Origin of the sequence: Nocardia sp. XZ_19_369, assembly GCF_015355715.1 — a bacterium.
Classification (GTDB): Bacteria; Actinomycetota; Actinomycetes; order Mycobacteriales; family Mycobacteriaceae; genus Nocardia.
Genome location: NZ_JACVED010000006.1, coordinates 96,744 through 122,717 on the forward strand (window position 1 = coordinate 96,744; position 25,974 = coordinate 122,717).

26 protein-coding genes are annotated in these 25,974 nt (G+C 68.4%); 10 read left to right on the top strand and 16 right to left on the bottom strand.

What is annotated here, in order from left to right; genetic code table 11:
* Positions 1–38: 38 nt before the first annotated feature.
* Together IBX18_RS22605 and IBX18_RS22610 are read right to left on the bottom strand one after the other, a co-directional pair.
* A complete protein-coding gene (locus IBX18_RS22605; RefSeq protein ID WP_194835969.1) occupies positions 39–713 on the bottom strand; it encodes a PAS and ANTAR domain-containing protein in 675 nt (224 codons plus the stop codon).
* A 98-nt stretch (positions 714–811) separates the two neighbouring features.
* Positions 812–1,225, bottom strand: coding sequence for an STAS domain-containing protein (locus IBX18_RS22610; protein ID WP_194835581.1), 414 nt, complete (start codon positions 1,223–1,225; stop codon positions 812–814).
* 478 nt (positions 1,226–1,703) lie between these two features.
* On the opposite strand from IBX18_RS22610, the gene IBX18_RS22615 reads away from it, so the two are divergent.
* Positions 1,704–1,931, top strand: coding sequence for a DUF6480 family protein (locus IBX18_RS22615; protein WP_194835582.1), 228 nt, complete (start codon positions 1,704–1,706; stop codon positions 1,929–1,931).
* Positions 1,932–2,087: 156 nt separating this feature from the next.
* Positions 2,088–3,299, top strand: a complete 1,212-nt coding sequence (locus IBX18_RS22620) for a glycosyltransferase (protein WP_194835583.1) — start codon at positions 2,088–2,090, stop codon at positions 3,297–3,299.
* Between the two features lie 7 nt (positions 3,300–3,306).
* On the opposite strand, the gene IBX18_RS22625 is transcribed toward IBX18_RS22620, so the two are convergent.
* A complete protein-coding gene (locus IBX18_RS22625) occupies positions 3,307–3,852 on the bottom strand; it encodes a DUF6328 family protein (protein ID WP_194835970.1) in 546 nt (181 codons plus the stop codon).
* A gap of 239 nt (positions 3,853–4,091) precedes the next feature.
* Between IBX18_RS22625 and IBX18_RS22630 the strand changes: the two genes are divergently transcribed.
* The 6 genes from IBX18_RS22630 to IBX18_RS22655 all read left to right on the top strand — a co-directional run bounded on the left by IBX18_RS22630 (position 4,092) and on the right by IBX18_RS22655 (position 7,587).
* On the top strand, positions 4,092–5,129 hold the full coding sequence (locus tag IBX18_RS22630; RefSeq protein ID WP_194835584.1) for a glycosyltransferase: 1,038 nt from the start codon (positions 4,092–4,094) through the stop codon (positions 5,127–5,129).
* Positions 5,126–6,100, top strand: a complete 975-nt coding sequence (locus IBX18_RS22635) for a glycosyltransferase family 9 protein (protein WP_194835585.1) — start codon at positions 5,126–5,128, stop codon at positions 6,098–6,100. Before IBX18_RS22630 ends, IBX18_RS22635 begins: the two co-directional genes overlap by 4 nt.
* 68 nt (positions 6,101–6,168) lie before the next feature.
* On the top strand, positions 6,169–6,510 hold the full coding sequence (locus IBX18_RS22640) for a hypothetical protein (protein ID WP_194835586.1): 342 nt from the start codon (positions 6,169–6,171) through the stop codon (positions 6,508–6,510).
* A gap of 73 nt (positions 6,511–6,583) precedes the next feature.
* Positions 6,584–7,042, top strand: coding sequence for a hypothetical protein (locus IBX18_RS22645; protein WP_194835587.1), 459 nt, complete (start codon positions 6,584–6,586; stop codon positions 7,040–7,042).
* Between the two features lie 2 nt (positions 7,043–7,044).
* Positions 7,045–7,365 (top strand): hypothetical protein, encoded by a 321-nt coding sequence (locus IBX18_RS22650; protein ID WP_194835588.1) that lies wholly within the window; start codon positions 7,045–7,047, stop codon positions 7,363–7,365.
* 84 nt (positions 7,366–7,449) lie between these two features.
* Entirely contained in the window at positions 7,450–7,587 is a 138-nt protein-coding gene (locus IBX18_RS22655; protein WP_194835589.1) for a hypothetical protein, read from the top strand.
* Here IBX18_RS22655 and IBX18_RS22660 read toward each other — a convergent pair.
* The gene (locus tag IBX18_RS22660; RefSeq protein WP_194835590.1) at positions 7,574–8,650 is read right to left on the bottom strand and encodes a P1 family peptidase; all 1,077 of its coding nucleotides are present in this window, start codon (positions 8,648–8,650) and stop codon (positions 7,574–7,576) included. The genes IBX18_RS22655 and IBX18_RS22660 overlap by 14 nt on opposite strands.
* Positions 8,651–8,753: 103 nt before the next feature.
* On the opposite strand from IBX18_RS22660, the gene IBX18_RS22665 reads away from it, so the two are divergent.
* Positions 8,754–10,256, top strand: coding sequence for an FAD-dependent oxidoreductase (locus IBX18_RS22665; RefSeq protein WP_194835591.1), 1,503 nt, complete (start codon positions 8,754–8,756; stop codon positions 10,254–10,256).
* 197 nt (positions 10,257–10,453) lie between these two features.
* On the opposite strand, the gene IBX18_RS22670 is transcribed toward IBX18_RS22665, so the two are convergent.
* A complete protein-coding gene (locus IBX18_RS22670; protein WP_228541603.1) occupies positions 10,454–10,981 on the bottom strand; it encodes an AAA family ATPase in 528 nt (175 codons plus the stop codon).
* Between the two features lie 84 nt (positions 10,982–11,065).
* Between IBX18_RS22670 and IBX18_RS22675 the strand changes: the two genes are divergently transcribed.
* The gene (locus IBX18_RS22675) at positions 11,066–11,521 is read left to right on the top strand and encodes an NUDIX domain-containing protein (protein ID WP_194835593.1); all 456 of its coding nucleotides are present in this window, start codon (positions 11,066–11,068) and stop codon (positions 11,519–11,521) included.
* Between the two features lie 5 nt (positions 11,522–11,526).
* Here the strand turns inward: IBX18_RS22675 and IBX18_RS22680 are convergent, their stop codons facing one another.
* From IBX18_RS22680 to IBX18_RS22730, 11 genes are all read right to left on the bottom strand, one after another.
* Complete coding sequence (locus tag IBX18_RS22680) at positions 11,527–12,291, bottom strand: SDR family NAD(P)-dependent oxidoreductase (protein ID WP_194835594.1); 765 nt, start codon at positions 12,289–12,291, stop codon at positions 11,527–11,529.
* 124 nt (positions 12,292–12,415) lie between these two features.
* Positions 12,416–14,311: a CocE/NonD family hydrolase gene (locus tag IBX18_RS22685; RefSeq protein ID WP_194835595.1), complete on the bottom strand. Its 1,896-nt coding sequence runs from the start codon at positions 14,309–14,311 to the stop codon at positions 12,416–12,418.
* Between the two features lie 18 nt (positions 14,312–14,329).
* Positions 14,330–15,193 carry an SDR family oxidoreductase gene (locus IBX18_RS22690; RefSeq protein WP_194835596.1) on the bottom strand — a complete coding sequence of 288 codons (864 nt, stop codon included), beginning with the start codon at positions 15,191–15,193 and terminating at the stop codon, positions 14,330–14,332.
* An 89-nt stretch (positions 15,194–15,282) separates the two neighbouring features.
* Positions 15,283–15,984 carry an FHA domain-containing protein gene (locus IBX18_RS22695; RefSeq protein WP_306796363.1) on the bottom strand — a complete coding sequence of 234 codons (702 nt, stop codon included), beginning with the start codon at positions 15,982–15,984 and terminating at the stop codon, positions 15,283–15,285.
* A complete protein-coding gene (locus IBX18_RS22700; RefSeq protein WP_194835597.1) occupies positions 15,984–17,270 on the bottom strand; it encodes a VWA domain-containing protein in 1,287 nt (428 codons plus the stop codon). Before IBX18_RS22700 ends, IBX18_RS22695 begins: the two co-directional genes overlap by 1 nt.
* On the bottom strand, positions 17,267–18,313 hold the full coding sequence (locus IBX18_RS22705) for a PP2C family serine/threonine-protein phosphatase (protein WP_306796364.1): 1,047 nt from the start codon (positions 18,311–18,313) through the stop codon (positions 17,267–17,269). The genes IBX18_RS22700 and IBX18_RS22705 overlap by 4 nt, the downstream gene beginning before the upstream one ends.
* Positions 18,310–20,760, bottom strand: coding sequence for a tetratricopeptide repeat protein (locus IBX18_RS22710; RefSeq protein ID WP_306796396.1), 2,451 nt, complete (start codon positions 20,758–20,760; stop codon positions 18,310–18,312). The genes IBX18_RS22705 and IBX18_RS22710 overlap by 4 nt, the downstream gene beginning before the upstream one ends.
* Positions 20,761–20,984: 224 nt before the next feature.
* Positions 20,985–22,169: a hypothetical protein gene (locus IBX18_RS22715; RefSeq protein WP_194835599.1), complete on the bottom strand. Its 1,185-nt coding sequence runs from the start codon at positions 22,167–22,169 to the stop codon at positions 20,985–20,987.
* Positions 22,166–23,137, bottom strand: a complete 972-nt coding sequence (locus IBX18_RS22720; RefSeq protein WP_194835600.1) for a glutamate ABC transporter substrate-binding protein — start codon at positions 23,135–23,137, stop codon at positions 22,166–22,168. The genes IBX18_RS22715 and IBX18_RS22720 overlap by 4 nt, the downstream gene beginning before the upstream one ends.
* A complete protein-coding gene (locus IBX18_RS22725; RefSeq protein ID WP_306796365.1) occupies positions 23,134–24,384 on the bottom strand; it encodes a hypothetical protein in 1,251 nt (416 codons plus the stop codon). The genes IBX18_RS22720 and IBX18_RS22725 overlap by 4 nt, the downstream gene beginning before the upstream one ends.
* 103 nt (positions 24,385–24,487) lie before the next feature.
* Positions 24,488–25,906, bottom strand: a complete 1,419-nt coding sequence (locus tag IBX18_RS22730; protein WP_194835601.1) for an MFS transporter — start codon at positions 25,904–25,906, stop codon at positions 24,488–24,490.
* Between the last annotated feature and the right edge of the window lie 68 nt (positions 25,907–25,974).

The window sequence follows — 25,974 nt, forward strand, 5'->3', positions numbered from 1 at the left end:
CGTACCCGCCGCAGCGGGTACGAAACGTGCGCGCGGGCTCAGTCGGCGTCGATGCGCTCGTGTGCGGTCAGCAGGAGATGGTCGAATCGGGTGCGCAGGCCGGCGGTCGCGGCGGTGAGTGTGGTGAGGTCGGCGACCAGGCGCGAAGCCAAGGTGCGCAGCTTGATGTTGGTCTCCTGCGAGCGCCAGCTGAGCACCCGGAACGCCTGCTCGGAGCTGACGCCGTAGACCAGCATCAGCGCGCCCTTGGCCTGTTCGATCACCGCACGGGAGGCCCACAGTTCGGGCAGCGCGTCGTCGAGAGCTTCTTGCCGGTGGTGCTCGAGGGTGTCGGTCACGTCGACGTAGTACCCGGCGGTGCCCGCGACCTGGTCGCCGTCGTCGAAGAGATGGTCGGCGACGACGATGATGTGGTGGATCTCGCCCGCCGTGTCGATGATCCGGTGCCTGCTGGAGAACGGCTCGCCGTGCTCGATGGATTTGGCCAGTGCGTTGGCTACCTGGGCGCGATCGTCGGGATGTTTATGGGTCAGCAGCAAATCGGTGGTCGGTACCACGGTGCCCGGAGAATAGCCGTGCATCACGGCTACCTCGTCCGACCATTCCCAGCGCTGATCGGCGAACCAGAAACGAAAACTACCGACACTCTGCGGTGTCCCCAAGCCGATCACCCGGTCCAGCGCCAGAGAATCCTCCGGCTGCACCGGCCCCATTTCAGTCACAGCGCAAGTATCCGTCGCCGGCGTACGCCACGCGAACAGATCCGGCGTCGCCACGCCGGAATCGGCGCTGCTCCTGCGTCGGTCGTTCCTCACGCGTCCAGTGCGGCGCGCATCGACGGATAATGACTGAACAGCGGCCGCACGCCGGAGACCTCGAGCGACCGCTCGATCGCGGGCCGACCGGCGACGATGCGGATATCGGTGCCGTCGCAGGCGGCGCGCTGCCGGACCGAGCCCAGGGTGCTCGCGGCCCGGAGACTGAGGAATCTGGCCGCGCGCAGATCGATCACCACGACGTGGCAGTTGAAACGAACGGCCTGTTCGACCGTGGCGAAGAACTGGGGGCAGGCCGCTGCGTCCAATTCGCCTTCGGCGCGGACCACCACGCATTCGTGGCGGCGGTCTACGCGCTGTGTCCAGGAGGGATTGTCGTGGGCGCTCGGGCCCGACCCATTCCGGTGGACGCCCTCTGCGTACGCATGCAGAGCGGAACTAACGGACATAACTGAACCTCCCGTATAAGGGGGGAAATTCCAGTTCCACGCGACACGTCCGGTCGACGAAGAGAGAAAGGGGCGAACAACTGTCGCAACGTTGCGAATAGGTCGTCACGACGATCCCATCGACCGGATTTCAGCGGGTGTGGTGCGCCAGGCGTCGAACCGGGGTCGGCTGTAGTCTCAACCTTCCTCTAGTGTCGCACGGTCCGTTGCCGATGTCACAAATTTAGGCACCACCGCAGGTCCACGGGGGCACTGTTGCGTGGCCGCCGCAGATCTCTTGGTGATCGTCTGCCCACAATCCGAACGGGCAAACTACCCGGATTGACGGTGTGGCGAGCGGGTAGGCCCCTGCATATGGAAATACTGGTGATCATCGGAATCGCGGTACTCGTCGGCGCCGTAGTCCTGTCGCGTAAATCGAAAGGCCGACGACCGAACGCCCCGGAATCGCCGGGAAACGACGGAAAGTAGGCGCGTGATGGCCGCCATGGACCCCGACCCGGCAACCACCCCCGATCTGGAGCGCGGCGGCGTATCGCCGGGCTCCACCCCGCCGGAGACCGCGCAGACCTCCGGCCTGTCCGCTCCCGAGCCGTCGACCAGCCATCACTTCCCCGGCACCGGCGTCGTCGCAATCATCGTGACGATCGTGCTGGTCGTCCTGTTCACCGCTGCGGCACTCGGCATCATCGTATCGATGATCTGACTCCGTCGCGTATCACCCAGCGGGGTCAGGGGTTTCGTTCGCGCGCCGACGGGCATATCTGTGACATAGCCGAATTCCACACATGTCACGCGATGCCTGGTCGCGGGCACCGCGCAGCGCCGCCTTGTGCCCGTCGTGGTGAGAACGGAGCACATCGTGAAAATTGCCATGGTTTCCGAGAACGCCAGCCCCCTCAGCGCAACCGCGGTGACCGGCCAGCATATCCATGTCGCGGAATTGGCGGCGGCCTACGTACGGCGCGGACACGAAGTCACCGTCTATACCCGCCGCGATGATCCGAATCTGTTGCCGGAGTTGGTCACCGACGCGGGTTACCGCGTCGTACACGTGAACGCAGGCCCGGCCGAACCGCTGCCGAGAGACCAAAGTCTGCCGCACCTAGGCGATTTCGGCACCTTCCTCCAGCGCCAATGGGGTCTGGACACCCCCGACATCGTGCACGCCCACTTCTGGATGTCCGGTCTCGCCGCGGAATTGGCCGCCCGCGCCCACGGGATCCCGGTGGTGGTCACCTTCCACGCGCTCGGCACCGTGCGGCGCCGCCATCAGGGACTGGCCGACACCAGCCCGCGCTCGCGCATCCGCTTCGAGCGCCTGATCGCCGGGCGCGCCGCCCATATCGTGGCGACCAGCTCCGACGAAGTGATGGAGCTGACCAGGATGGGCATCCCGCGGTTCCGCATCTCGGTCGTGCCGAGCGGCGTGGATCTGTCCGCCTTCACCCCGGAGGGGCCGGTCGCCGAACGCGGGCAGCGGCACCGCATGCATCGCGTGCTGTCGGTCGGCAGGTTGGTGCCGCGCAAGGGTTTCGACGTCGCGATCAAGGCGCTACAGGAGCTGCCGGACACCGAACTGGTGATCGCGGGCGGACCGGTCGGTGACGACATCGAGGACGACAGCGAGGGCAGGCGACTGCGCAGGCTGGCGATGGAATACGGTGTGCAGGACCGGCTTCGGATGCTCGGCCAACTGCGCCGCAGCGAGCTGCCCCGCTGGTATCGGTCCGCAGATGTGGTGCTGAGCACCCCGTGGTACGAACCGTTCGGCATGGTGGCGCTGGAGGCGATGGCCTGCCGGAAACCGGTGGTGGCCACCGCGGTCGGCGGTCAGCTCGACACCGTCGTCGACGGGGTCACCGGCAGGCTCGTCGCACCGCCGGATCCGCTCACCGTGGCGAGGGCGGTACGCCAGCTGCTCGAAGACCGGACCCTGCGCGACACCTGGGGTGCGGCCGGGTACCAGCGCGCCGCGAGTCGCTATGCCTGGGATCAGGTCGCCCTCGAAACGCTGACCGCCTATCACCGGGCTGCGCCCGCGCACGCGGGGGAGGTCGTCTCGGCCCGCTGACTGCCGCTCAGCCATCCTTGTCGGCGGGCCGGCTCGTCCTGCGCCAGAACAGTGGCGCGATCAACCACGCCACCAGGAACAGCGCCGCGAGGACCACACCCGCGACCACTGCGTCGATCGCCCCGGTGACCATGGTGACCACCAGCACCGTCGCCCCGATCAGCGCGACGCCGAGCAGGCCGATGCCCGCCATGGCGCAGCGATGCGCGGCGGCGACCACGTTGCCGAGCCGATGCCGCCGGAAAAGAATTCGATGCCACGAGACAGGCGCGACCAGGAATACATTCGCCCCGATCGCAGCGAACAAGGTCACCAGGTAAAGCACCCGAAGCCCGTGCGACAACGTCGCGAACGAGGGCTGGAACGGCACGATCAACAGGGCCGAGATCAGGAACTGGACGCCGGTCTGCACCACTCGCAGCTCCTGGACGAGATTGCTCCAATTGCGGTCCAGCCGTTCGATTTCGGTCTCGCCACGGACAGTGCGGTTCCAGTCGGCATCACTGCTGGGCACGGACGGCCCGCGCTTGCCAGGCCCCCGGGTAGAGTCCATCACGGGTCATCTCCTACTCACCCCGTCCCAGCTGGCCGCGGGATGTTTCCGCAGGTAGACGAGTACCCGGTCCAGCGAAGATCAACCAGCTACCACCGCTGGGCGCCACCGATGGGCAGGTGCGCAAGGCGGCCGAGCCGGTCATCCGAGTCCGACGAGACGCGGCCCCCGCTGTCAGCTGAACGGCAGTTGATGGAGAGCGGGCGTTTCGGAAACCCGCACGCGGGCAACCGAGCAATATGGAAGCTCCGACGACTGAAACGAACGGGGCGGCCGAACCGCTGAACGTTCTTGTCTGGCATGTGCACGGCCCCTGGCTGAACTCGTTTGTCCAGGGCAAGCATCGGTACCTGGTGCCGTACGACGGTCGCGACGGCGCGCCTGGAAGCGAATGGGCGCGCGGGCTGTGCGGTCGCCCCTGGCCCAGCGCCCACGAGATCACACCGGCCGATCTCGCTGGCGAGGACATCGATGTCGTTGTGCTGCAACGCCCCGGAGAACTGGACCTGGTATCGGAATGGCTGGGCAGATCGCCCGGCGCCGACCTGCCCGCGGTCTACGTCGAGCACGAAACTCCGCGCGAGCACGCGGCGCTCACCCGGCATCCGCTGGCCGACCGCACCGATATACCGTTGGTCCATGTCACCCCCTTCAACCGGCTGATGTGGGACAACGGCCGATGTCCCACCACCGTCATCCCGCACGGCGTACGCGACCCCGGTCTGCTCTACACGGGCGAACTACCCAGAGCCGCAACGATTATCAACGACCCGATCCCGCGCTGGCGGATCACCGGCACCGACCTGCTCGCCCCGCTCTCGCTGGCCGCGCCGATCGACGTGTTCGGCACCGGCACCGAAGACCTGCCCGACGCCCTCCAGGTACCGCCTGAACGGGTTTGCGGCGCAGGCGATTTCACCCAGGGCCGGCTACACGCCGAGCTGACGCGCCGCCGCGTGTTCGTGCACACGCCGCGCTGGACGTCGCTGGGCTTGTCGGTGATCGAGGCGATGTACCTCGGGATGCCGATCGTCGCGCTCGGCACGACCGAGGCCTCCGCGTCGATCCCCGCCGACGCGGGCGTGGTCTCCACCGAGCCGGACATTCTCGCCGAGGCGATCAGGCAGTTCCTGCACGAACCGGTGTTCGCCGAGCTGACCGGTAAGGCCGCACGGCATTGGGCGCAGGCCAATTTCGGTATCGAACAGTTCCTCGAACGCTGGGACACGGTGCTCGCCGAGAGCGCCACCGCGCACCAGACGTTGCGGATGCGATGAGCCGGCACGTCCTGGTGGCGCGGCTGGACAGCGCCGGTGATGTCCTGCTCGCCGGACCCGCCGTGCGCGCGGTCGCCCGGGTCGCCGACACCGTGACCTTTCTCGCGGGCCCGCGCGGCAGCTCGGCCGCCGCACTACTGCCGGGCATCGACCGGGTCCTGCAGTTCGAGGCCCCCTGGCTCGACGCCGATCCGCCGCCGCTGACCCACGCGTCCGTGCGCGCCCTGATCGAATGCCTGCGCATGCTCGCGCCGGACGAGGCGATCATCAGTACCTCCCAGCACCAGTCACCGCTGCCGCTGGCGCTGATCCTGCGGATGGCGGGCGTGCCGCGGATCAGCGCGATCACCACCGACGAGGCCGGTTCGCTGCTCGACGTCCGGCATCGGGTGAAAGACGATATGCCGGAACAGATTCGGGCTTTGTCGCTGGCTGTCGCGGCGGGCTACCCGCCCGCCGGTCACCGGCTGCGGGTCCGCGACGATCTGCCCGAGGTCGACGAATTGACCGGTGGCCCAGGCTATGTGGTGCTGCATCCGGGCGCCGCCGAACCCTCTCGCCGGATGTCGGCGACGCGCAGCAGGCAGGTGGCCGCGGCGCTGGTCGACGCGGGGCATCGCGTGGTGGTGACCGGCAGTCCGGCCGAGCGGGCACTCACCGGTGCCGTCGCCGACGGGCATGCCCGTGATCTCGGCGGCGCCACGGATCTAGCCGGTCTGGCCGCCGTGCTGCGCGATGCCGACGCGGTGGTCGCCCCGAACACCGGTGCCGCGCCGCTGGCCGCCGCCGTGGCCACGCCGGTCGTTTCCTTGTTCGCGCCGGTTGTCCCAGCGCGCCGCTGGGCTCCTTACGGCGTGCCGACCGTGGTGCTCGGCGATCAGTCCGCGCCGTGCGGCCGGTACGGGCTCGACGCCATTCCGGACTTCGCGATCGTCTCCGCGACCGAGCAGGTGCTTCGCGCCGCCGATTGAGCCCTGTTCGTCCGGGTATGCGTTCCAATGCCCCCTTTGATGGTGGTTGGACCAGAAAGGACCCCCCTATGCTTCCCGGACCGGACGAAACGACCACGGGTCACGGCGGTGCCGAGCACCACGGACGTCCCGACGACAATTTCCCGGATTACACCAGGACCTCACGCGCCCATGTCGGTGAATCCATCGAGGACGCCCGCAATTGGCCGGGGATCATCCTGGTCGCGCTCGGACTGGTCGGCCTCGGGTTGACGCTGACCGCCGCCGGATACGGCTTCGAGGGTTGGGCGATCATCGGTGCCATCGCCACGGTGGCCTGCATGGTGGTCGGCGTGCTCGTCATCGTGCTCGAGCACCGCCGCCTCAAGAACAAGGAGGGCCTCGGCCTCACCGACCAGGCCGGCCATTGATTGGGCAAATCGGGCCCGGGTATTGCGCACCGTGACGCCGCCGACCGCGGTGGCCATCGCCAGAGGAGAAAACATGACCCGACATCGCCATCGGCCGATGCTGCGCGCACTGCTGCTCTCCGGTGCGCTCGCCGCGGCCCCGTTGCTTGCCGCGTGTTCGGACGACAACAAGGATCCGGCGGCCCCCGCCACCCCCGACAACACCATCATGCTGACCATGCCGTCGACGACGGCACAGGTGCCCGACCCGGACGACCAAGTGTCCGACGCGGCGGCAAAACAGCTCTGCGACATGATGCGCCCGGACATCGACAAGTGGCGCACCGAGGGTGCGGCGCTGGGCCGGGTGGCCTTCAACGGCACCGTGCACAACTGGGCGGCCCGCAACGGCGGCCTCAACGACACCGTGCTGAAGGACCGCGGCGTCATCGACAAGATCACCACCCAGCACTGCCCCGACGTGCGCCAGCAGGCGCTCGAAGTACTCGATACGTCTGATCTCGCAGGCGCGCTCGCCGGATTCGGAGGCTGACGATGAGCAGAACCACCACCTCGCTCTGCGTGTTCGCGCTGGCCACCGCGTTTTTCGTGGGTGGCTGCGGTGACGAGCCGGAGAAACTCGTCAACAAGGGCGGTGATACGCCGTGCAACGAGTTCACCGCGCAGGATCCGGACAAGCAGCGGATCACCGTCACCAAGTTCCTCGAGCAGGAACGCGGCGGCGACGCGCCGTCCACGCAGGACCAGTCCGTCGACGCGTCGATCGCGGCGATCAAGTTGATGTGCACGGCTCAGGCGAATCCGGATACCCCGATCAAGAAGGCCGACCTGACCGGCATTCTGGTCCCGAAGTAAGCACGCAGGCACGAACGAGGCGAGGACATGACATCGCGTCATCATAGAAACGTTGTGGAACTGCTTGTTCTGCAACACAATCGGATGCGCGAGCTGTTAGAGGAGATGCTGTCCACGGCGGGCCCGGAGCGCAGGGAGTCGTTCGAGGAGTTCGTCCGCTGGCTCGCGGTGCACGAAGCCACCGAGGCAGAGTTGATGCAGGGCACCGCTATGTCGTGGTGAGCAACTTCAGCACCGTGTCCACCGGCAGCGCCGGCGAGCGATGGCCGTCCCGGCCGACCATCGTCTCGCCGGCGAACAGCACGTTCACCACGGCCTCCTCGACCACCTGGACGATCGCGTCGTAGAACGGGTTGAGCTGACCCCACGGGATGAATGTCAGCTGTTCGTAAGGGCTTTCGCCATTAGGGAAGGCACTGGTGAGCGCGCCCTCGTTGGCGGTGGAGAAGGTCAGGAAGATGTCGCCGGAGAAGTGCGAGCCGGTGGTGCCGGTGCGCGCGAGGCCGAGCGGCACCCGGCGCGACATCGCGGTCAGCTGGCCCGGCAGCAGCGGTGCGTCGGTCGCGACGACGACGATGACGGAGCCCGAACCCGCCGGGGCGGCCCACTCCCCCAGCGGATCGTCCTCGGCCAGCACCTCCCCGAGTGGCACGCCGCGGATCGTAAGTTCCTTGCGGGCACCGAAATTCGCTTGAACGAAGGCACCGACGGTGTAGGTGTCCTTGCCGTACCCGACGCGGCGCGACGCGGTGCCGCTGCCGCCTTTGAATCCGTAACAGTTCATTCCGGTGCCGCCGCCGACGCTGCCCTCGGCGATCGGCCCACCCGCAGCGGTCTCGATGGCCGCCATCGCGTCGGCCGACGTGACGTGCGCGCCGTTGATGTCATTGAGGTAGCCGTCCCACGTTTCGGCGACCACCGGCAGCGACCAGTCGTCGGGTAGCTCCGGAAACGCCTCGACCAGCCAGTCGATGATCCCCCGGTGACAGGTGCCGACCGCATGGGTGTTGGTGATCAGGATGGGCAAGGCCAGCGAGCCCGTCTCGGTGAGCCAGACGGTGCCGGTCATCTCGCCGTTGCCGTTGAGCGAATACCAGCCTGCGGCGCACGGCGTGAATACCCGCTCGCGGCCGCGCGGCAGGATCGCCGTGACGCCGGTGCGCACGTCCTCGCCGCGGATGAGGGTGGTGTAACCGACCTCGACGCCGGGCACGTCGGTGATAGCGTTCAATTCCCCAGTGGCTCCGGGGAATTGCAGCCCGAGCTCCCGCGCACGCACATTCATGGGATGATCCTAAAGAAAGAAACCGACCGCCGCGCGGTTATCTAGCCAGTTTTCAAACATCGAGCTCGGGTTTGCCCGGTCGCGGACCGGTTATGCCGGGACTATGACGCCACTATGGTTGAACGACGCCGAGGTTCCCGCCCGGTTGCGATTGACGCCGGGATCGCGCTTCGACACCGTCGTGATCGGCGGCGGTCTCACCGGGCTGGTGACCGCGTTGCTGCTCGCCGAGAGCGGCGTCCAGGTGGCGGTCGTCGAGGCCAAGCGGGTCGGCGCGGGCACCACCGGCGCCACCACCGGCAAGATCAGCCTGTTGCAGGGCACCAGGGCACAGCAGATCCGGAAACGCCATTCCGTGGGCACGCTGCGTGACTATGTGGCGGCGAATCGTGAAGGGCAGCAATGGTTGTTGCGGTTCTGCGCCGAGCACGGCGTCGCCGTCCAGCATCAGGCGGCCCTCACCTACGCGCAGTCCGAAGACGAAATCGGTAAGGTGCGTGCGGAATTCGACGCGACCCGGGCGGCGGGCTTACCCACCGAGCTCGTCGACGAACTCGACGCCCCCTTCCCGAACCACGGTGCGGTGCGGCTGGCCGACCAGGCCCAGGCCGACCCGATGGCCGTCCTCGCCGCGCTCGCGGCCCAGGTCGAGTCGCATGCGGCGCCGATCTACGAGTCGACCACTGTGCGCGGCGTGCACAGTGGCCACAACGGCGAGCTCACCGTGGAGACCGAACACGGTGACCTGGGCGCGCGCACCGTCGTCTTGGCAACGGGCACACCGATACTCGATCGCGGCGGGTTCTTCGCCAGGCTCACCGCACAGCGTTCCTACCTGGCCGCGTTCCGGTTGGACGAGCCGATCCCGCGCGACATGTACATCAGCGCGGGGCCACCCACCCGCTCGATGCGGTACGCACCGACGCCGGACGGGGACGTGCTGCTGGTCGGCGGCAACGGTCACCCCGTCGGACGCACGAAGTCCGAGCGCGCGAAGGTAGACGATCTGCTCAGCTGGACGCGGACCTGGTTCCCCACCGCGCAACCCATGCAGGAATGGTCGGCGCAGGACTACTCACCGGTCGGCGAACTGCCCTATGTCGGGCCGCTGCTGCCGGGCCGGGAGAACATCCTGCTCGGGACCGGATACGCGAAGTGGGGCCTCACAAATGGCGTCGCCGCCGCCTTGGCGCTGGCCGGTCGGATCACCGGCAAGTCACCGCACTGGGCGGATGCGCTCGCCAGCTGGCGGCCGAACGAAATCAAGGCGCTGCCATCCGCCGCCCTCGCCAACGGTGCTGTCGCGCAACAACTCACGACCGGCTGGCTGCGGGTGACCACCCACTCGTCCGATCAGGTTCCGGCGGAGGGTTGCGGCACCGTCGAACGACACGGCCTGCGCCCCACCGCGACCTGCACGGTCGACGGCACCACCACCGAGCTGTCCGCCGTCTGCCCGCACCTCTACGGAATCGTGCGCTGGAACGACGCCGAGCGCTCCTGGGACTGCCCGCTGCACGGTTCCCGCTTCGCCCCCGACGGCACCCTGCTGGAAGGGCCCGCCACCAATCCGCTCACTCCGCTGAGCCCGCCACGGCCGTCGTGACAGCCGGACCGGACGTAGCAAATTCTTGCCTATCGGGCTAACTACGAGGCCCGAGCCGCCCCGCGGCGGTTAGCGTGGGAGACGTGGTCACGCTGACACGGTCGGCTCAGGGCGCTGCGGCAGATCCACCAGCTGCATTCCCTCGACCGATCGCCCAGTGGCACAGCACCACTGAACGGCGGGGAGGCCCGCGCGGGTTACTGCGGCAGCGGTTCCGCGCGGGTCAAAATCTGGTCGACGGTCTGCTCGACGGTGAGATCGGAAGTGTCCAGCCATAATCCGATGCGTGGAGTGGTCTGCCGCAAGGCCGCGTCCAGGTCGGCCACGCTGAACGTGCCATACGCGTCCTTGCCCCGCGCGGCTTCACGGGCGGCGACGGCATACGGTCGCGGCGCGAGCACCACCACATACAACGGCCGCGTCTCGATCTGATCGATGGTGTACTGCAACAACTCTCCGAGCACGGTGTCCTGCAACACCGCGGTGAAGCCGGCCTCCGCGTAGGCGTCGGCGGCGTTCGCCGCGAGCCGATGCCGCAGACAGAGCTGCCGCAGCGCCTCCTGCGAAGGCTCCCTGCTCATTTCGTCCCGGCCGCCGACGATGAACCTTCGAAAAGTGTCACCCCGTACATGCGCCGACCGCGGTAGTCGCTCGGCTAACGCCTGCGCCACAGTCGACTTCCCCGCCGCCTGAATGCCAGTAATGAGGAAGACCGAAGGTGTCATGCTGATCATAATTGCACTGGATGCAAGTGAGTATCGGGTGAGATGGCGGATAGTACGCTTGCCCGAACTCGACCAGGAGGCCAGTTGACGATCTTCCGCAGTGTCATCGGAGTGCAGTTGTTGCTGACCAAGGGTGACCGTGTGCTGCTCGCGCGGCGGCGCAACACCGAGTTCGGCGACGGGGAATGGAACGCTCCCGGCGGGCGGCTCGATGCCGGGGAGGACGTGCTCACTGCGGTCATCCGGGAGGCCGAGGAGGAGATCGGGGTGCAGGTGGCGCGCGAGCACGTCCGGATGGTCGCCTCGATGCACATCCAGTCCCCGCCTGGTCAGGCCTTGATCGTGTTCATCTTCCAGGCCGATACCTGGTCCGGCGAACCCTGGAACCGCGAACCCGAGCGCTGCTCGGAACTGCGCTGGTTCGACGTCGACGACATCCCGGACGACACCATCCTCAGCACCCGCGCCGGGCTGGACATGTTCCGCAACAACGAACACTTCGGCCTGTACGGCTGGCCCGAACACGCCGCCCTGCGGTAGGGCGGTCAGAGCAGGGTGCCGCCGGAGGCGTCGATGTAGGAACCGGTGATCCAGCGGGCGTCCTCGGACGCGACGAAGGCCACCACATCTGCGACATCGGATACCTCGCCGACCCGGTTGAAGGCCGACCAGGCGGACATCTCGGCGACGGTGTCCGGGTCGTCGAAGACCGGATCACCGTTGTTGGTGACGCCCGGGGCGACCGTGTTGATGGTGATGCCGCGGGGCGCGATGTGCAGGGCCAGTTGCAAGGTGATCTGCTCCATGGCGCCCTTGCTCATCGCGTAGCAGATCTGCGACGGCAGCGAGGTCCTGGTCATGCCGGAGGAGATGTTGATGATCCGGCCACCGGAGGTCATCGAGCTCAGTGCGCGCAAGGTGAGATAGAACGGCGCCTTGGTGTTGACCGCGATGTGCCGATCGAACATCTCCGGCGTGACGTCCTCGGGCATCGTGCCGGTGAATCCGGCGTGCGCAGCGTTGTTCACCAGGATGTCCAGCCGCACGGTGCCGGTGCGGGTGAGCAGTTCCGGTTCCAGCTGCGCGAACAACTCCGAGATCGCCTCCGGCGCACCGAGTTCGGCGCGCACCAGAAAGGCATGGCCGCCTGCCGCCTCGATCAGCCGGACGGTCTCTTTACCCGCCCCCTCGTTGGTCGAATAGTGCACCGCGACCAGCGCACCGTCCCGCGCCAGACGACAGGCGATGCCGCGTCCGATACCACGGCTGGAACCGGTGACCAGGGCCACTTTGCCCTGCAACTTGCCCATGACTTCCCCTCCGCTACTACGGTTTGTAGTACATAGTAGCGAAGTACGCCAACGGGACAATCCCGGCGAACCGTGCCGAATGCCACAGGCGAAAGTTGTTGCAGGGAGGCCGATCGTCTGCGTGTCAGCCGACAGGAGCCGCGCGGAACGTGAGGTAGCTCGGCTGCTCGGGGTCGAGCACGATGGCCTGCCCGGTGATCGTGCGTCGCAGCCACGGCGGGATCAGGTGTCGGGGAAAGCTGCTGCGGCTCACCGCAACCCGTAGTCGATGGCCGGCCCGCACCAGCGCTTCGGTCGGGTTGATCTCGATGTCGACCACGAACGGCACGCCGGGCACCACCGGCAGGGCGGACTCGGCGGTGAGCGTATGCAGCGGGAACAACAGCTCGCCGTCGACATACTCACTGCCCCCAGCATCGATCGCTCGCAAACTCGACAGCAACGCGCCACGGGTGAGCGGCACCGAGGCGCCGGCGGGCTCGACGTCGCACACGGTCACCGACCAAAAGGCGTCCGTCCCTTCGGCTTCCACGTTCAGGTGTAGGTTCATCGGGCCGGACAGGACGGTGTCCGCAGTGAACGGTGCACTGGTGAACGTGACGGCGCCCGCCTCGGCGTGCCGGTCGTCGGTGCCGAACCGGCGTCCGAACAGCAGTGTCACGCCCATGCTCATGACGCCGGTGTTGTTGGACGCCATCCGAATTCGCCCGGTGGGCAGCGGTAGTCGCGATCCGGTCTCGGTGGGCGCCGAGGACAGGCCCGAGTCGGTACCGGCATGCGCTGCCGCACCGGTGATCTCGGCGTTCAAGTAGAGGCGTTGCCGCGTGGCCGCAGGATCCGGGAACACCGGGTGCCGCAGCCACCGACCGTCGCCCTGCCTGCGCACCGTGACCGGGCCGTAGCGATCGATGCCGTTGTCGATGTCCTTGACCCACCTGTCGAACCAGGCGCATTGCAGTTCATCGATCGCCTGCGGACTGTCGGGCGCGCCCAGCCCCGAGCCGACGGTGAGATGGTAGGAGTCGTCGACCACGACCTGTTTTGCCCCGCCGGACAACGGGATTCGATCGAACATCCGGAAGTTCGAGCGGTTGTAGACATCGTGCCACCCGCCGTGGATCCAGGTCGGTGCCGTGATGTCCTCGAAGCGCGCCAGCTTGCCCGCCCACATCGGATTGAGGAAGCTGTCGGGATGTCGCTCGGTGAGCCCGATCTCGATCGCGTGCCGCACCCAGCCCGCTGGGTCGGCGATCCGGTCGCGCAGGAACTGGCCGGTCATCCCCGCCCGCAGCAGGCCGGGCACCGACGGTAGCCATTTCGAACCGGTGACGGCGAGGATCCACAGCAGCATTCCCGGCGTCGGCACGCCACCGGTCAGGCCGAGCTCGCGCATCGGGTCCTCCCCCGCCTCGATGGCGAACACGGCGCGCAGGCCCTCCGGTCGCAGGCCCGCGGTGATCAGTGCGGCGATGGCACCGTACGAAATACCGGTCACCGCGAATTCGCCGTTGCACCAGGGCTGTTCGCGCACCCACGCGATCGCCTCCAGGTAGTCCTGCTGCTCCCGCGGCTGGAAGAAATCCCAGCTTCCCGTCGAGGTGCCGGTGCCGCGCACGTCGATCATCAGCCCGACATAGCCGCGGCGGACCGCCGTTCGGTTGATCACGAACGGTTCCAGGATGCCGCCCGCGGGCGTGTGCAGTACGTCGCGCGCGGTGAACCGCCGGCGATCCGAAGAACCCACCCGCCGGCCGAAAGCGCGCAACGTGTCGTTCCAGCGCATGCCGTGCCGGTTGAGCATCTTGTTGTACGGGGTGAAGTTGATGATGGCGGGCAGCGGCTCCTTGGCGGGCCCGACGCCGTCACCGGGCCGCAGGATATCGGCCGTGAGGATGGCCCCGTCCGACATCGGAATGGGAACGGTGTTGGCGCCGAACAACTTCGGATATCGGACGGGCCCGATATCGAACCGATGATTCGGCGGCACCGTCGCCGCGGGGGTGGTCAGCGGCTGGGCCATGCTGGGGTCCTCTCGGAATCAGCGCACGATGGTCTTCGTGGCCGGTTGATCGATATAGCGGCTCATCGCCCAGTTCAGCCCGCGCATGGCGAGGTTGTAGGCGGGCGGGAAATACCGCTGCGCCCAGTGCCCGAGGCGAATGTCGTTCGAGGTGTAGACCAGGTAGGTATTGCGCTCGACCCCGCGCACGATCGAGCGCGCGGCGGCCTCCGGCGTCACCGCGTGCCGCAGGAACAGGCCCATCGCCCGCTGCACCGCCTCGCCGGTCCGGTCCACGCCCGCGATATCCACGCGGTCGGCCATCGGCGTCGCCATCGCCCCGGGACAGACCAGGCTCACTCCGATGGCGTGCTGACGCAGATCGAACCGCAGCACCTCCGAGACGCCGCGCAGCCCGAATTTGCCCGCGCTGTACGGCGCGTGCCACGGCAGTCCGAACAGGCGGGCGGCCGAGGACACGTTCACCAGATGGCCGCCGCGGCCCGCCGCGATCATCGGCGGCAAGAACTCCTCGATGATGTGGATCGGGCCCATGAGATCGATATCGATGGTCCGTCGCCATTGCGCGTGGGTCAGCCGGTCCACGGTCCCCCAGGTCGCGATCCCCGCCACGTTCATGACGATGTCGACGCTGGCCACCTCGTCGTGCACCCTGGCCGCGAGGGCAACCACCTCGTCGTGCACGCTGACGTCGGCGGTGGCCGCGAGGTGCACCGTCGCGCCCGCAGCCCGCGCCAGCGTCGCGGTCTGTTGCAGACCTTCGGCATCGATGTCGGTCAGGATCAGCGAGGCGCCCTTGGCCGCGACGGCGAGGGCGGTGCTGCGGCCCAGACCGCTTGCCGCCCCGGTGATCAGGCAGCTCTTGCCGCCGAACTTCGTCATAACTCACGACGATAGGCGCAAATGAACAACGTTGTCCACAAATCCGGCCATGCTGTCCCAGACGCAAAGAGCCTGTCGGTCAAGCGGGTTCAGATCTGCTCGCGGGTGAACACGATGGTTGTCCAGCCGCCCAGATGAATACGGTCGCCACTGCGCAGCGTCACCGGCACCTTCGCGGGAATGAGGTCGTCACTGCCGTTGACGCTGGTGCCGTTGGTCGAACCGAGATCGGTGACGGTGAGGGTGTCGCCGTCGATGTGGAGCACCGCGTGCGTCCGGGAAACGCCCACATCGGCGGGTGCGATACCGAGGTCGATATCGGGAGTGAGTCCCTGCGAGACGCTACGCTTGCCGACCGAGATGTCATTGCCGCGCAAAATGATTCGGCGTTCCGGATAGAACGGCGGAAAACCGACCTGGTCGGCATCCGGCCCCTTGCGCGCGATCACCCGATCGTAGAACTCGCGGTCCGCCGAAACAGTGGCCACCCAGGTGGCCGACGAGCCAGCAGGTGCGGGGTCCAGCACAACACTCGCGACGTCCGGTACGACCGATTCGGCCTGGGTCGGTTCACTCTCGATTACCGGCTCGGGCCTGGCCGTAGGTCCGGGCAAGGCCGAATCATGCCCGCACACTTCACAGAACCGCCCGGCGCTCGGCGCCCCGCAGGACGGGCACAGCGCGACCGGCTCCACTGCGGCAGTCGGCGCGGCCGCTCCCATCGGCGCGCCGCACACATCGCAGTAGTCCGTCGCGACCGACTGGTGGCCGTCGGGACAGCTGGCAACCACTATCCCTCCTTCCGTACCCTGGCCGTCTTCGTCGAGCGCGCGTCCAGCGCCATCTCGTCGGCGGCCTCGACGCTGGCCCGCAATCGTACGGTCCCGCTGCGCTCGTCGACCTCGACCACACCGCGCAACAGCTTCGCCGTGCTCTCGTTGCCCGACTCGGCCGCGAGTTCGACCGCGCGCCGCAGTTTGGCCGTGGCGGTATCGGCGTCGCCGCTCTTGCGCGCGGCCAAGCCCTCCTGCACCACCTGCGCCAACTCGGCCTGTCCGGTGTAATGCGCCACTCTCCTGCTGATTCGGGTCGACAGCTCGGTGTCGGTGGTCCACACCGCCTTCACCAGCCCCTGCCCTAGCACCTCGTCGCCGCTGACCACGCTGACCCGCGCGGCGAGCTTCTCCCGGCCGGGCGCGGCGGGCTCCACCTCGACCTGCACGTGGTAGTCGCGATCTTCCGCGCCCCACGCGCCGAGCGGGTACTCCCCCACCTGCGCCGCGGTGTCCACCCGTTGCTCGGTGAGATCCTGGATGGCCGGGGCGACCTGCTTGACGAACCGTACCTTCGCGCCGGCCGGGGTCCAGATCCGCAGTGTCAGTTCAGGAATAGCTTTTGCCATCGAGCCTTGCATCATCGCGGCGAAGTCCTCGGCCAGCTTGGCGGGGTCGGCGACGATGTCGACGGTGCCGTGCAGCGCGGAGGCGATGGCGCGCAATTCGTCTACCCGCCAATCGGTTCCGACGCCGCGGCAGTCGCAGGTGAACACACCCTCGGACTGCTTGATCTCCGCGGCGAGCGCCGCCGGTTCCTCGTGCTCGTTCTTGCCGTCGGTGAGCAGAATGGCGTGCACCATGGCGCCGGCATGCTTCTTGGCCAGTTGCCGGGTCAGCCCGAGCCAGGTGCCCATCGCGGTGCCGCCGCCGGGCTTGAGCTTGTCCAGCGCGCGCCGCGCGGCCGCCCTGGACTCCCGATTCGCGGGGATAGACGGCACTTCGGTGGGGTAGATCAGCCGCGCCATCGCGGTGCCCTCGACGATCGCGAACCTGGTGCCGTCGGCCATCACGTCGAGCGCGGCCAGGGCGGCCTGGCGGGCACCCGGGAACTTGCGACCGGTGGCCATCGAGCCGGAGCAGTCGAGAATGAGAACTTCCAGCCGTTCCTGCGGCGCGGCGGCCACCACCAGCTCGGCCGCGGTCTCCACGGTCACCACGGCGTCGACCGTGCCGACACCGTCGGCCAGATACTCGTTCTGATCGACGGCTACCGAAATACCATTGCCTGCAACGGAACTCACTGTACTTCTCCTGGCTTCACGGACCACGGTACGGGAACGATCGCGACGGTGATGTTGTCGCTGCCGCCGCAGCGCAGCGCGAACTCGACCAGTTCGCGCGCGGCGACGGCCGGGGCGGTCGCGGTGGCCACCTCCGCCAGCGCGGTCGCGTCGGAGAGGTAGTTCCAGAGGCCGTCGCTGCACAGCAGCAGCACACCCGGTCCGGTGGTGCGCAACGTCTGGATGCAGTTGTCGGCCCACGGTTTCGGCGGACTGTCCGCGCCGAGCCAGCGGATCAGGGTGTGTGCCCGCGGATCGTTCATGGCGGCCCGCTCGTCCAGCGCGCCCGCGTCGACCAGCGCCTGGGCCCACGAGTCGTCCACGGTCAACCGCTGCGACGGCGGATTGTCCGGGCCGTCGGGTGCGTCGGCGTGCAGCCAATAGGCCCTGCTGTCACCGACATTCGCGACGGTGATCTCAGTGCCCGCGGCGTCGGTCCGCACCACCGCCGACACATACGTGCACGACGGCGCGTGCCCGTCGGTCGTCGCGATATCGCGCACCGCCTGGGCGGCCGCCGCGAGACCGGCCATCGCCGCGTCGGTCGCGGACAGCCCGTCCAGCAGCGCCGTGCGACCGGCATCGACACCTGCCCTGGCCGCCGCGCCCGAGGCCACCTGGGGATCCTCGGAGGTCGACACCCCGTCGGCGACCGTGATCACCACCGCGTTCGGCACGCCATCGGTGCCGTTGAGGACGGCCGCCGCGACGGCATCCTCGTTGCGCGCGTGGGCGATACCGCGATCGGTGACCACCGCGACAGCGCCGAGGTCCGCGTCGAATCGGTCCGGCATTCCACGCAATTGGCCGCAGCCCACGCAGTAACCGTCGACGTCGTAGTCCCCACCGCCACAGCCCGCACAGGCAGTCAGCGCACCGGGTTCGTGGTTCGGCAGCGCGACGCGTGTGCCGCCCAGCTCCTGTCCGCAGTTCTCGCAGAAGCGATCCTGCGGCTGCACCTCGGCGGTGCACTTCGGACAGCGCACCCCTACCTCGGCGCTCACAGCCTGGTCCTCGGCCGCACGGTGTTCGCCTGCTCTACCAACGCGAATCGCTCCCACATGTCGTCGGTTTCCCGGGCCAAGTCCCGATAACAACGCTCCAATCCGGTACGCACACCGTCGTGATCCAGCTCGGCGCCGAGCAACGGATCGGGTCGATCCGGCACCTTGCCGGCACGCAGCCAGTCCAGTGCAGCTGTCAGCACGCGCAAACGCACTTGCGCGGCACGGTGTTTGGAGTCCAGCCGCAGCCGGGCCACCCGATCGCCGGCGTCGCGCAGGATCGGCTCGGTCAGCTCAGCAGCCGACCGTCCGTTCAGGATCGTCTCCACCGCAGCGATTCTCGCCTCGGTGAACAGCGAAGAACCCGCGTCGACCTGATCGAGCACGGTGACGGCGCCATCGCGATCACCGGCCGCCGCGCGCAGCCTGGCCAGACCGAACACCGCGCTGAGATAGGTGCGATCGGTGCGCCACACTGTCTCGTAATACCGCGCCGCCCTGCGCTTTTCCTGCGCCGCATCGAAACCGTTCGTATCAGGGGCCTGCTGACCGGCCAGCTCTGCGACGGCCGCAAGTGCCAACTTCGGCGCGGCTTCACCCGGCAGCGCCGCGTAAACACCATCGAACTCAGTCGTCGCCGCCGCGAAATCACCGGCGATCAAACGGCTTTCGCCGCGATACCAGGCAATGCGCCAGTCCCCGGGCAGCGTCGCGGCCGCCTCCGCGAGCCGTCGCTCGGCCTCGTCGGTGTCGCCCACCTCCAGCGCGGCCCGGATGAGCCGCAACGGAATCTCGGTCGACGCGGCCCTGCCCGTGACGACCGAGCGCAGCCCCGCCTCGAACGCGTGCTCCAACTCCGCCGGGGTGGTGCCGGTCGTGGTGGCGAGCAGCGCGGCCGCACTGTCGGTCGGATCGACCAGCGGAACAGGTAGCGCAGCAACAATATTCGTCGCGCTCACCGGAGCGTCGACACCGAAGACGCCACGCGGCGGCCCGAAGTAGGTCGACATGCCGGGACGCGGCACACCGTCATCGAGGGACAGGACCTCGCGCAGCACCCCGGTCAGCTGATCGGTCATCTCCTCCATCGAGGCGAACCGCGCGTCGGGGTCGTCGTCGGTGGCGCGCAGCAGGAGTCGGTGCAGCGAATCGTAGGTCGCCAGCAGCGGTTCGGTCTCCGGGCCGGGGAGCGCGCCGAAATGACCACCCTGCTGCGGCACATTCAGCAGCAGCACGGCCAGCGTGCGCCCGACCGTGTAGACCTCGGTGGCGACGGTCGGCCCGGTCTCGGCGATCTCGGGCGCCTGGTATCCGATCGTGCCGTAGATGGGGCTGTCCTGATCGTCCATGGCGATCACGGCGCCGAGATCGATGAGCTTGAGCTGCTCGTCGGTCTGCATCACGTTGTCCGGCTTGAAATCACAGTAGGCCAGGCCGAGCGAGTGCAGATAGCCGAGCGCGGGCAGCATCTCCAGCACGTAGGCGATCGCCTGGGCCGGCGGCAGGAAGCCCCCGGCGGTGTCGCGGTGGCGGCGCAGGATCTGCTTGAGCGAGGTGCCGCCGACGTACTCCATCACGATGTAGCCGACCGGCACCCCGTCCGACCCGGCATGCTCGACGAAGTTGTGGATCTTGACGATGCTCGGATGCTCCACCTCGGCGAGGAAGCGCTTCTCCGCCATCGCGGCCAGCAGCGCGTCCGTATCGCCCGCGTTGAGCAGACCCTTCAGCACTACCCAGCGGTCGCTGACATTGCGGTCGATCGCCAGGTAGATCCAGCCGAGCCCGCCGTGCGCCAGACACCCCGCGACCTCGTACTGGCCGGCGACCAGATCACCCTTGACGAGTTTGGGGTCGAAGGAGAATCGGGTGCCGCAGTTGGCGCAGAAGCCCGAGGTGCGGCCCGGTTTACCGTCGCGCCCCCGGCCGACCGGCTTCTCACATTTGCCGCAGAACCGCTTGTTCTCCGGCACTTCCGGGTCGGCCATGATCGCGGTGGTCGGGTCGATGCGCGGCACGCGCGGCACCTCGACCATGCCCGCGCCCAGCCGCCCGCGGCGACTCGACCTCGACGACGACCGGCCGGTGCGCACCGAGCGCGAACTGCTCCGGGTGCTGCGCGTACTCCCGGATGCCGCCTCGACCGGCGCGGGCGCGGTGCCGCACACCTCGCAGTAACCGTCGATAATCGTTCCGCCACAACCGGGTTCGGTGCAGACCCGGTGCGCCGCGGCCGCCGTCGTCACCTCGGCAGGCGACGATGCCGCCTCGACCGTGATCGCCTCGGCAGCCGGCGGTGCCGCCTCAGCAGTGGTCGCCTCCGCCGGAGCCGTCCCGCATACTTCGCAGTAGCCGTCGACAATCGTTCCGCCACAGCCCGGTTCGGTACACCGCCGACCCTTCGCCGCAGCCGTCGTCACCTCCGCCGGCGACGATTCCGACCGCACCGTTGTCGCCTCCGCCGGAGCCGTCCCGCATACCTCGCAGTAGCCATCGACAATCGTTCCACCACAACCGGGTTCGGTGCACCGCCGGTCTCTCGCGGCCGCCGTCGTCACTTCCGCCGCCGACGATTCGGACCGCACCGTCGTCGCCTCCGCCGGGGCGGTCCCGCACACGGCGCAGTAGCCGTCCTCGATCGTGCCCGAACAGCCTGGCTCCGTGCAGATACTCATGTTCCCCTCCCCGATTTCTCCGCGATGAGTTGCTGATAGTCGGCGACGGCGCGGGTAGCCGCCGCCAGGTCGCACGGCGTGCGGGCGAGCAGCCCGGCCGCGATCTGCTGGGAGGCGAGCAGATCACGGTCTTCGCTGATGCCGAGGCGGGCGGCCTTGGCCTGATAGGCGGCCAACCTGCCGCGCAGTTCGCCGCGCCGGTCCAGCAGACCCTGGGCCAGGTGCTCCGCGGTGGCGGCGCTCTCGCTCGCGCTCTCGATGCGCCGGCCGAGCGCCAAAAGGGCGGCCGCAGCACCGGTCTGGGCCGCGAGGGTATCCAGTTGTGCGCGCAGCAGGCCGACATTGTCGGCGGGCACCGGCAGCGGACCCGATACGATGGTGCGCTCGACCTTCGCTTTCGCCGCCGCGGCCCGCTCGCATGTGGCATGCAAGGCGTCCAGCTTTGTGCGTGCCGCCTCGATCGCGCCGGGCCAGTTCGCCACCATCGCACCGAGTTCGGCGAGCACCGCCGCCTCCCGGCGCATGGCCGCAGCGAGTTCGGCAACGCGGGCGTCGATTTCGGCGGTGGTGAGGGCGAGCGGGTCGGTGGCCGAGCGGCTCAGCAGATCGGCGATGCCGTCGGCGATGGCGCGCAGTTCCGGCGTCACCGCGCCGGCCTTGTCCAGACTCTTCTGTAGCGGCGCGAGGCCCGACATAACGCGGGTGTTCACCTTGTCCACCGCGTCGAGGAATTCGGCAATCACCGGGAAGGTTGCCCGCATGCGTTCGAGCGTATCGGCGAGGCCGACGAACAACACGTGTTCGCTCGGACCGGTCAGTGAGCGTTCGGCCAGCGGGATCGGCGTGCGCGACACCTCGTAGGGGCGTCCGTGCAGCAGCTCGGTCAGCTCCGCGCGCTGACCGTCGTCCAGCTTGGCGCGGGTGCCGCGCACCGTGCGCGCCGAATCCAGGATGGCGCGCATCCGGCCGAAGTCCTCCCACATCAGCGCGAGGGCGTCGCGCACCGGCAGCCAGCGCGCCTCGGTCACCCCGGACGGCGGGTAGCGCCGCACCAGGGTGAGTCCCGGATGCTTGTCGAGGTCGAGCAGGGTGGCCACGATCGTATCGACTTCGGTTGCGCGCCTGGCTAATTCACGATCGATCTCGGGCACGGTGAGTAGCGGCATGATGGTCTTGCTCATCCCACATACCGTGGCTCGGGTGGCTCCTGAACCTGGCCGAGGGAAGCGAGCCGCGCCGCGGAGATCCGCTGCCACGTGCCGTCGGTCCGCATCCGGTCGAGCACGCCGTTGACGAAGCGGACCAGTTCGTCGCTGCCCTTGGGCACGCCGACGGCGTAGGCGCCGCTGCCGATCGGCTGGCCGACCACCTCGAGGTTGCGGTCCTGGGCGACCAGACCGAACAGGATCGGGTCGTCACCGCTGATCGCGTCCACCTGGCCCTGTTGCAACGCGACGAGGCAATCGGTCCAGTTGGTCACGCCGATGACGGTCGGCCGCTTCGCCAGCGTGAACAGCGGAGCAGGCGCGGTGGTGCCGCGAGCCACGCAGACGCGCTTGCCGCCGAGGTCGTCGCCGGACTTGGTGCCGGAGTCGCGCGGCGCCAGGATGCGTTGCGCCGCACGGTAATAGACGGCCGAGAAGTCGACCTCCTTGCGCCGCTCGCAGGTCGCCGAGAAGGTCCGCACGATCATGTCGACCTGCTTGTCGCGCAGCGCGGGAATGCGTTCAGCCGCCGTCACCGAGCGCAGCTCGATCTTGGTCGGGTCACCGAACAGCGCGCGGGCGATCTCGCGCGCGATGTCGATGTCGAAGCCCTCGAGTTCGCCGGTACCCGGATTACGGAAGCCGAACAGGTAGGTGTTCTGGTCGACGCCGACGCGCAGCCGCTGGTTCGCCACGATCGCTGCCATCGCCGAACCAGCAGGCATCGCACCGGGTCTCGGCAGCGGGCCGGGCCGCAGCGTCGCCTCCGTGTCACAGCCGCCGTCGCCCTCGGCCTGCGGCGGGGCGGTGATCTCCGCGGCGCCGGCGGGCAGCGGATCCACCGCGGCGAGCGTGCTCGGTGCGGGCAGCTCGCCCGATCCGCAACCCGTCATCAGCACGCTCGCCCCGACCAGTAGCGCGGCGAGCAGCAAGCGTGTACTCACAGGAACTCCTTCAGCCGCGGCCACACCCCGGCCACCACGGCGGCCGCGGCCAGCACCAGCAACGCGAGTGTGCCCAGCGGACTGAGGAACAGCGCGGTGCCCGCGGTCCGCAGCCCGTCGCGCAGGTCGCGGCGGGCCTGCGTCAGGTTGTCGTTGAGCGAACGGTCCAGCGCGGCGAATTGGGTGGCCGACGAGGTGGGGCCGGTGCCGATGGCCTGCTCGAGCGCCGCCGGGTAGTTCGCCGCCTGGTACGCGGCGATCTGCGCGCGGTGCCCCGCGGTCCACTTGGTGAGTTCTTGCGCGGCAACGGACTCCGGGCCGACGACCGCGCCGATCCGACCGCGCAGCTCGGTGGCGTACTTGTTGTAATTCTCTTCACCCGCCGCGATGTCGCCGCGGGTGATCAGCTGCAACGTTTCCTCGGTGCGGGCCTGCTGGGCCGAGATGCGCGCCTTCGCCAGGGTTTCGAAGCGGTCCTGCGCGCCGGTGTCCATGGCGTCGGCCGCCACGCTCGTCGCGACGACCACCCATAGCAGCGCCAATGTCGCCGCGCCCGCCGCGGCCAGCACGCCGAGGTTGGCCATTCGGTTGGTGCGCTGCAACAGGATCCACGATCCCACCACGCAGGTGAGCAGCACCAGTGCGATCAACACGATGCTCAACCACGGCAACGCGGCGATGGCCTTCTGATCCTCGTGCACGGCGGCGAACCGGCTGGCGGTGAGCCGTTCGGCGTTGGGCAGCAGGGACTTCTGCATCACCTCCGAGGCCGCACGCAGATAGGACGAGCCCACCGGGAAGCCTTGCCGGTTGTTCGCTCGCGCCGTCTCGACCAGGCCGGTGTAGGCGGGCAGATCGGCGGCGATCCTGGCCACGATCTGCCTCGTCTCCTCGTCGGAGACGCCTGCGGTCGCCTCCGACAGCGCGGCGGCGGCATCGGCGAGCGATTGCTGATACTGCTTGCGCAACGCCGGTCCTTCGACGCCGGGGGCCAGGAAGGCGGTGGCCGCCGAGGCGTCGGCGGCCGACAGCGCCACGTACAGCCGCTGGGCGGCGAACGCGAGCGGCTCGGTGCGTTCGAGCGCGACGTCACGGCGCTCGCTCTTACCGCTCAGCTGGCTCGCGGACGCGAAACCGGCGAGCAGGCACAGCACAACGGAAACGACGACAACAACCGCGACCACCCCCGGCGTCGTTCCGGCGAAGCGTCGCAACCACAGGGTCCCGTTGCGGATGCGAGGTCCCACACCGTCCTCCTAACATCTCCCCGGCCGGTGTATCCGATCGCGATAGTACGGGAGCAGGATTCGGTGTGCCGACCGATTGCCCAGGTAGTGGACAATCGGGGTTTCAGAAGCGTGCGCGAACCGCCTTGGGCGCGGTGCTGATTCGGGCGGCCACCAGGGCGGCGGCGCACAGACCGGTGATGGTGAGCCAGCCGAGATGGGCGGGCAGTCGGAAGGCTGCGGCCGAGGTCAGGGCTCCGGGATGGCTGGCGATCAGCGAACCGATGACGGCAACGCCGAGCGACTGCCCGATCTGGCGGGAGGTGCTCGCCAAGCTGGCCGCGACGCCGGCCTGTGCGGGTGGCAGCCCTGCCACGGCAGTCGCCGTGATGGGCGTGTAGATCAGGCCGATGCCCGCGCCGAACATCGCGTAACCGATGAGCAGCAACAGGTTTGCGCTGCCGTCGAAGGTCAGCGTCAGCACCGCCGCGGCGGCGGTCGCCACCACCGCGCCCGTGCTCAGCGCGCTGCGGGCGCCGCGGCTCGCCACGATCCGGCCGGACATCGGTCCGAAGACGAACATGGCGGCCGCCATCGGCACCAGCGCCAGCCCGGCCACCAGTGGCGAGTCGTGCCGAATCTCCTGGAGATAGAACGTATTCAGGAACAGGAAGCCACCCATCGCGGCGAACGCGAGGATCGCGATCACGAACGCGCCGGTGAACGGGACCGAACGGAACACCCGCAGATCGATCAGCGGGTGCGGGTGGCGCGGCGCGTACCGCAGCAGCGCGGCGAGGCACACCGCCGAGCCGGCGAAGCTGCCCAGCGTCTCCGGTGCGAGCCAACCTCGGTGTGGCCCTTCGATAATCGCGAACACCAGCAGACCGAGCACGCCGATCACCAGCAGCTGCCCGATCGGGTCGAGCGCGCGCGGTCGCTCCGATTTCGACTGCGGGACCACCAGGAAGGTGAGCGCCAGCGCCGTCGCCGCGATCGGCACGTTGATCCAGAACACCGCTTCCCAGCCGATCGTCTCGACCAGTAAGCCGCCGATGACCGGGCCGGCCGCCATGCCGATCCCGATCGATCCGCTCCAGATGCCGATCGCCCGCACCCGTTGCCCCGGCTCGGTGAACACAGCCGAAATGATCGCCATCGCTACCGGAGTCAGCATCGAGCCGCCCACCGCCTGCAGCACCCGGAACGCGACGAGCCAGCCGATCGAGGGTGCGAGACTACACGCCAGCGAACTCATAGCGAATATCGCGAGGCCGATTTGGAAGATGGTCCTGCGGCCGATCCGGTCGGCGAGCGAGCCGGACAGCGTCAGCAAGCAGGCCAAGGTCAGCGTGTAGGCGGCGACCACCCACTGCGCACCCGCCACCGAACCGTCCAGCCCGCGACCGATCGCGGGTAGCGCGACGTTGACCGCGGTGGTGTCCACATTCGCCATCACGACGGCGGTGCAGCAGACGGCCAATACCGTGGCCTGGCGGATCGTCTTCGGGACACTCGGCGCAACGGGAGCGCTGATCGACATGCCAGCATACTTGCAGCATCCAGCGCGTCTGCCGTGCCCAACACACCGGGCGACCTCAGTCGTTCCAC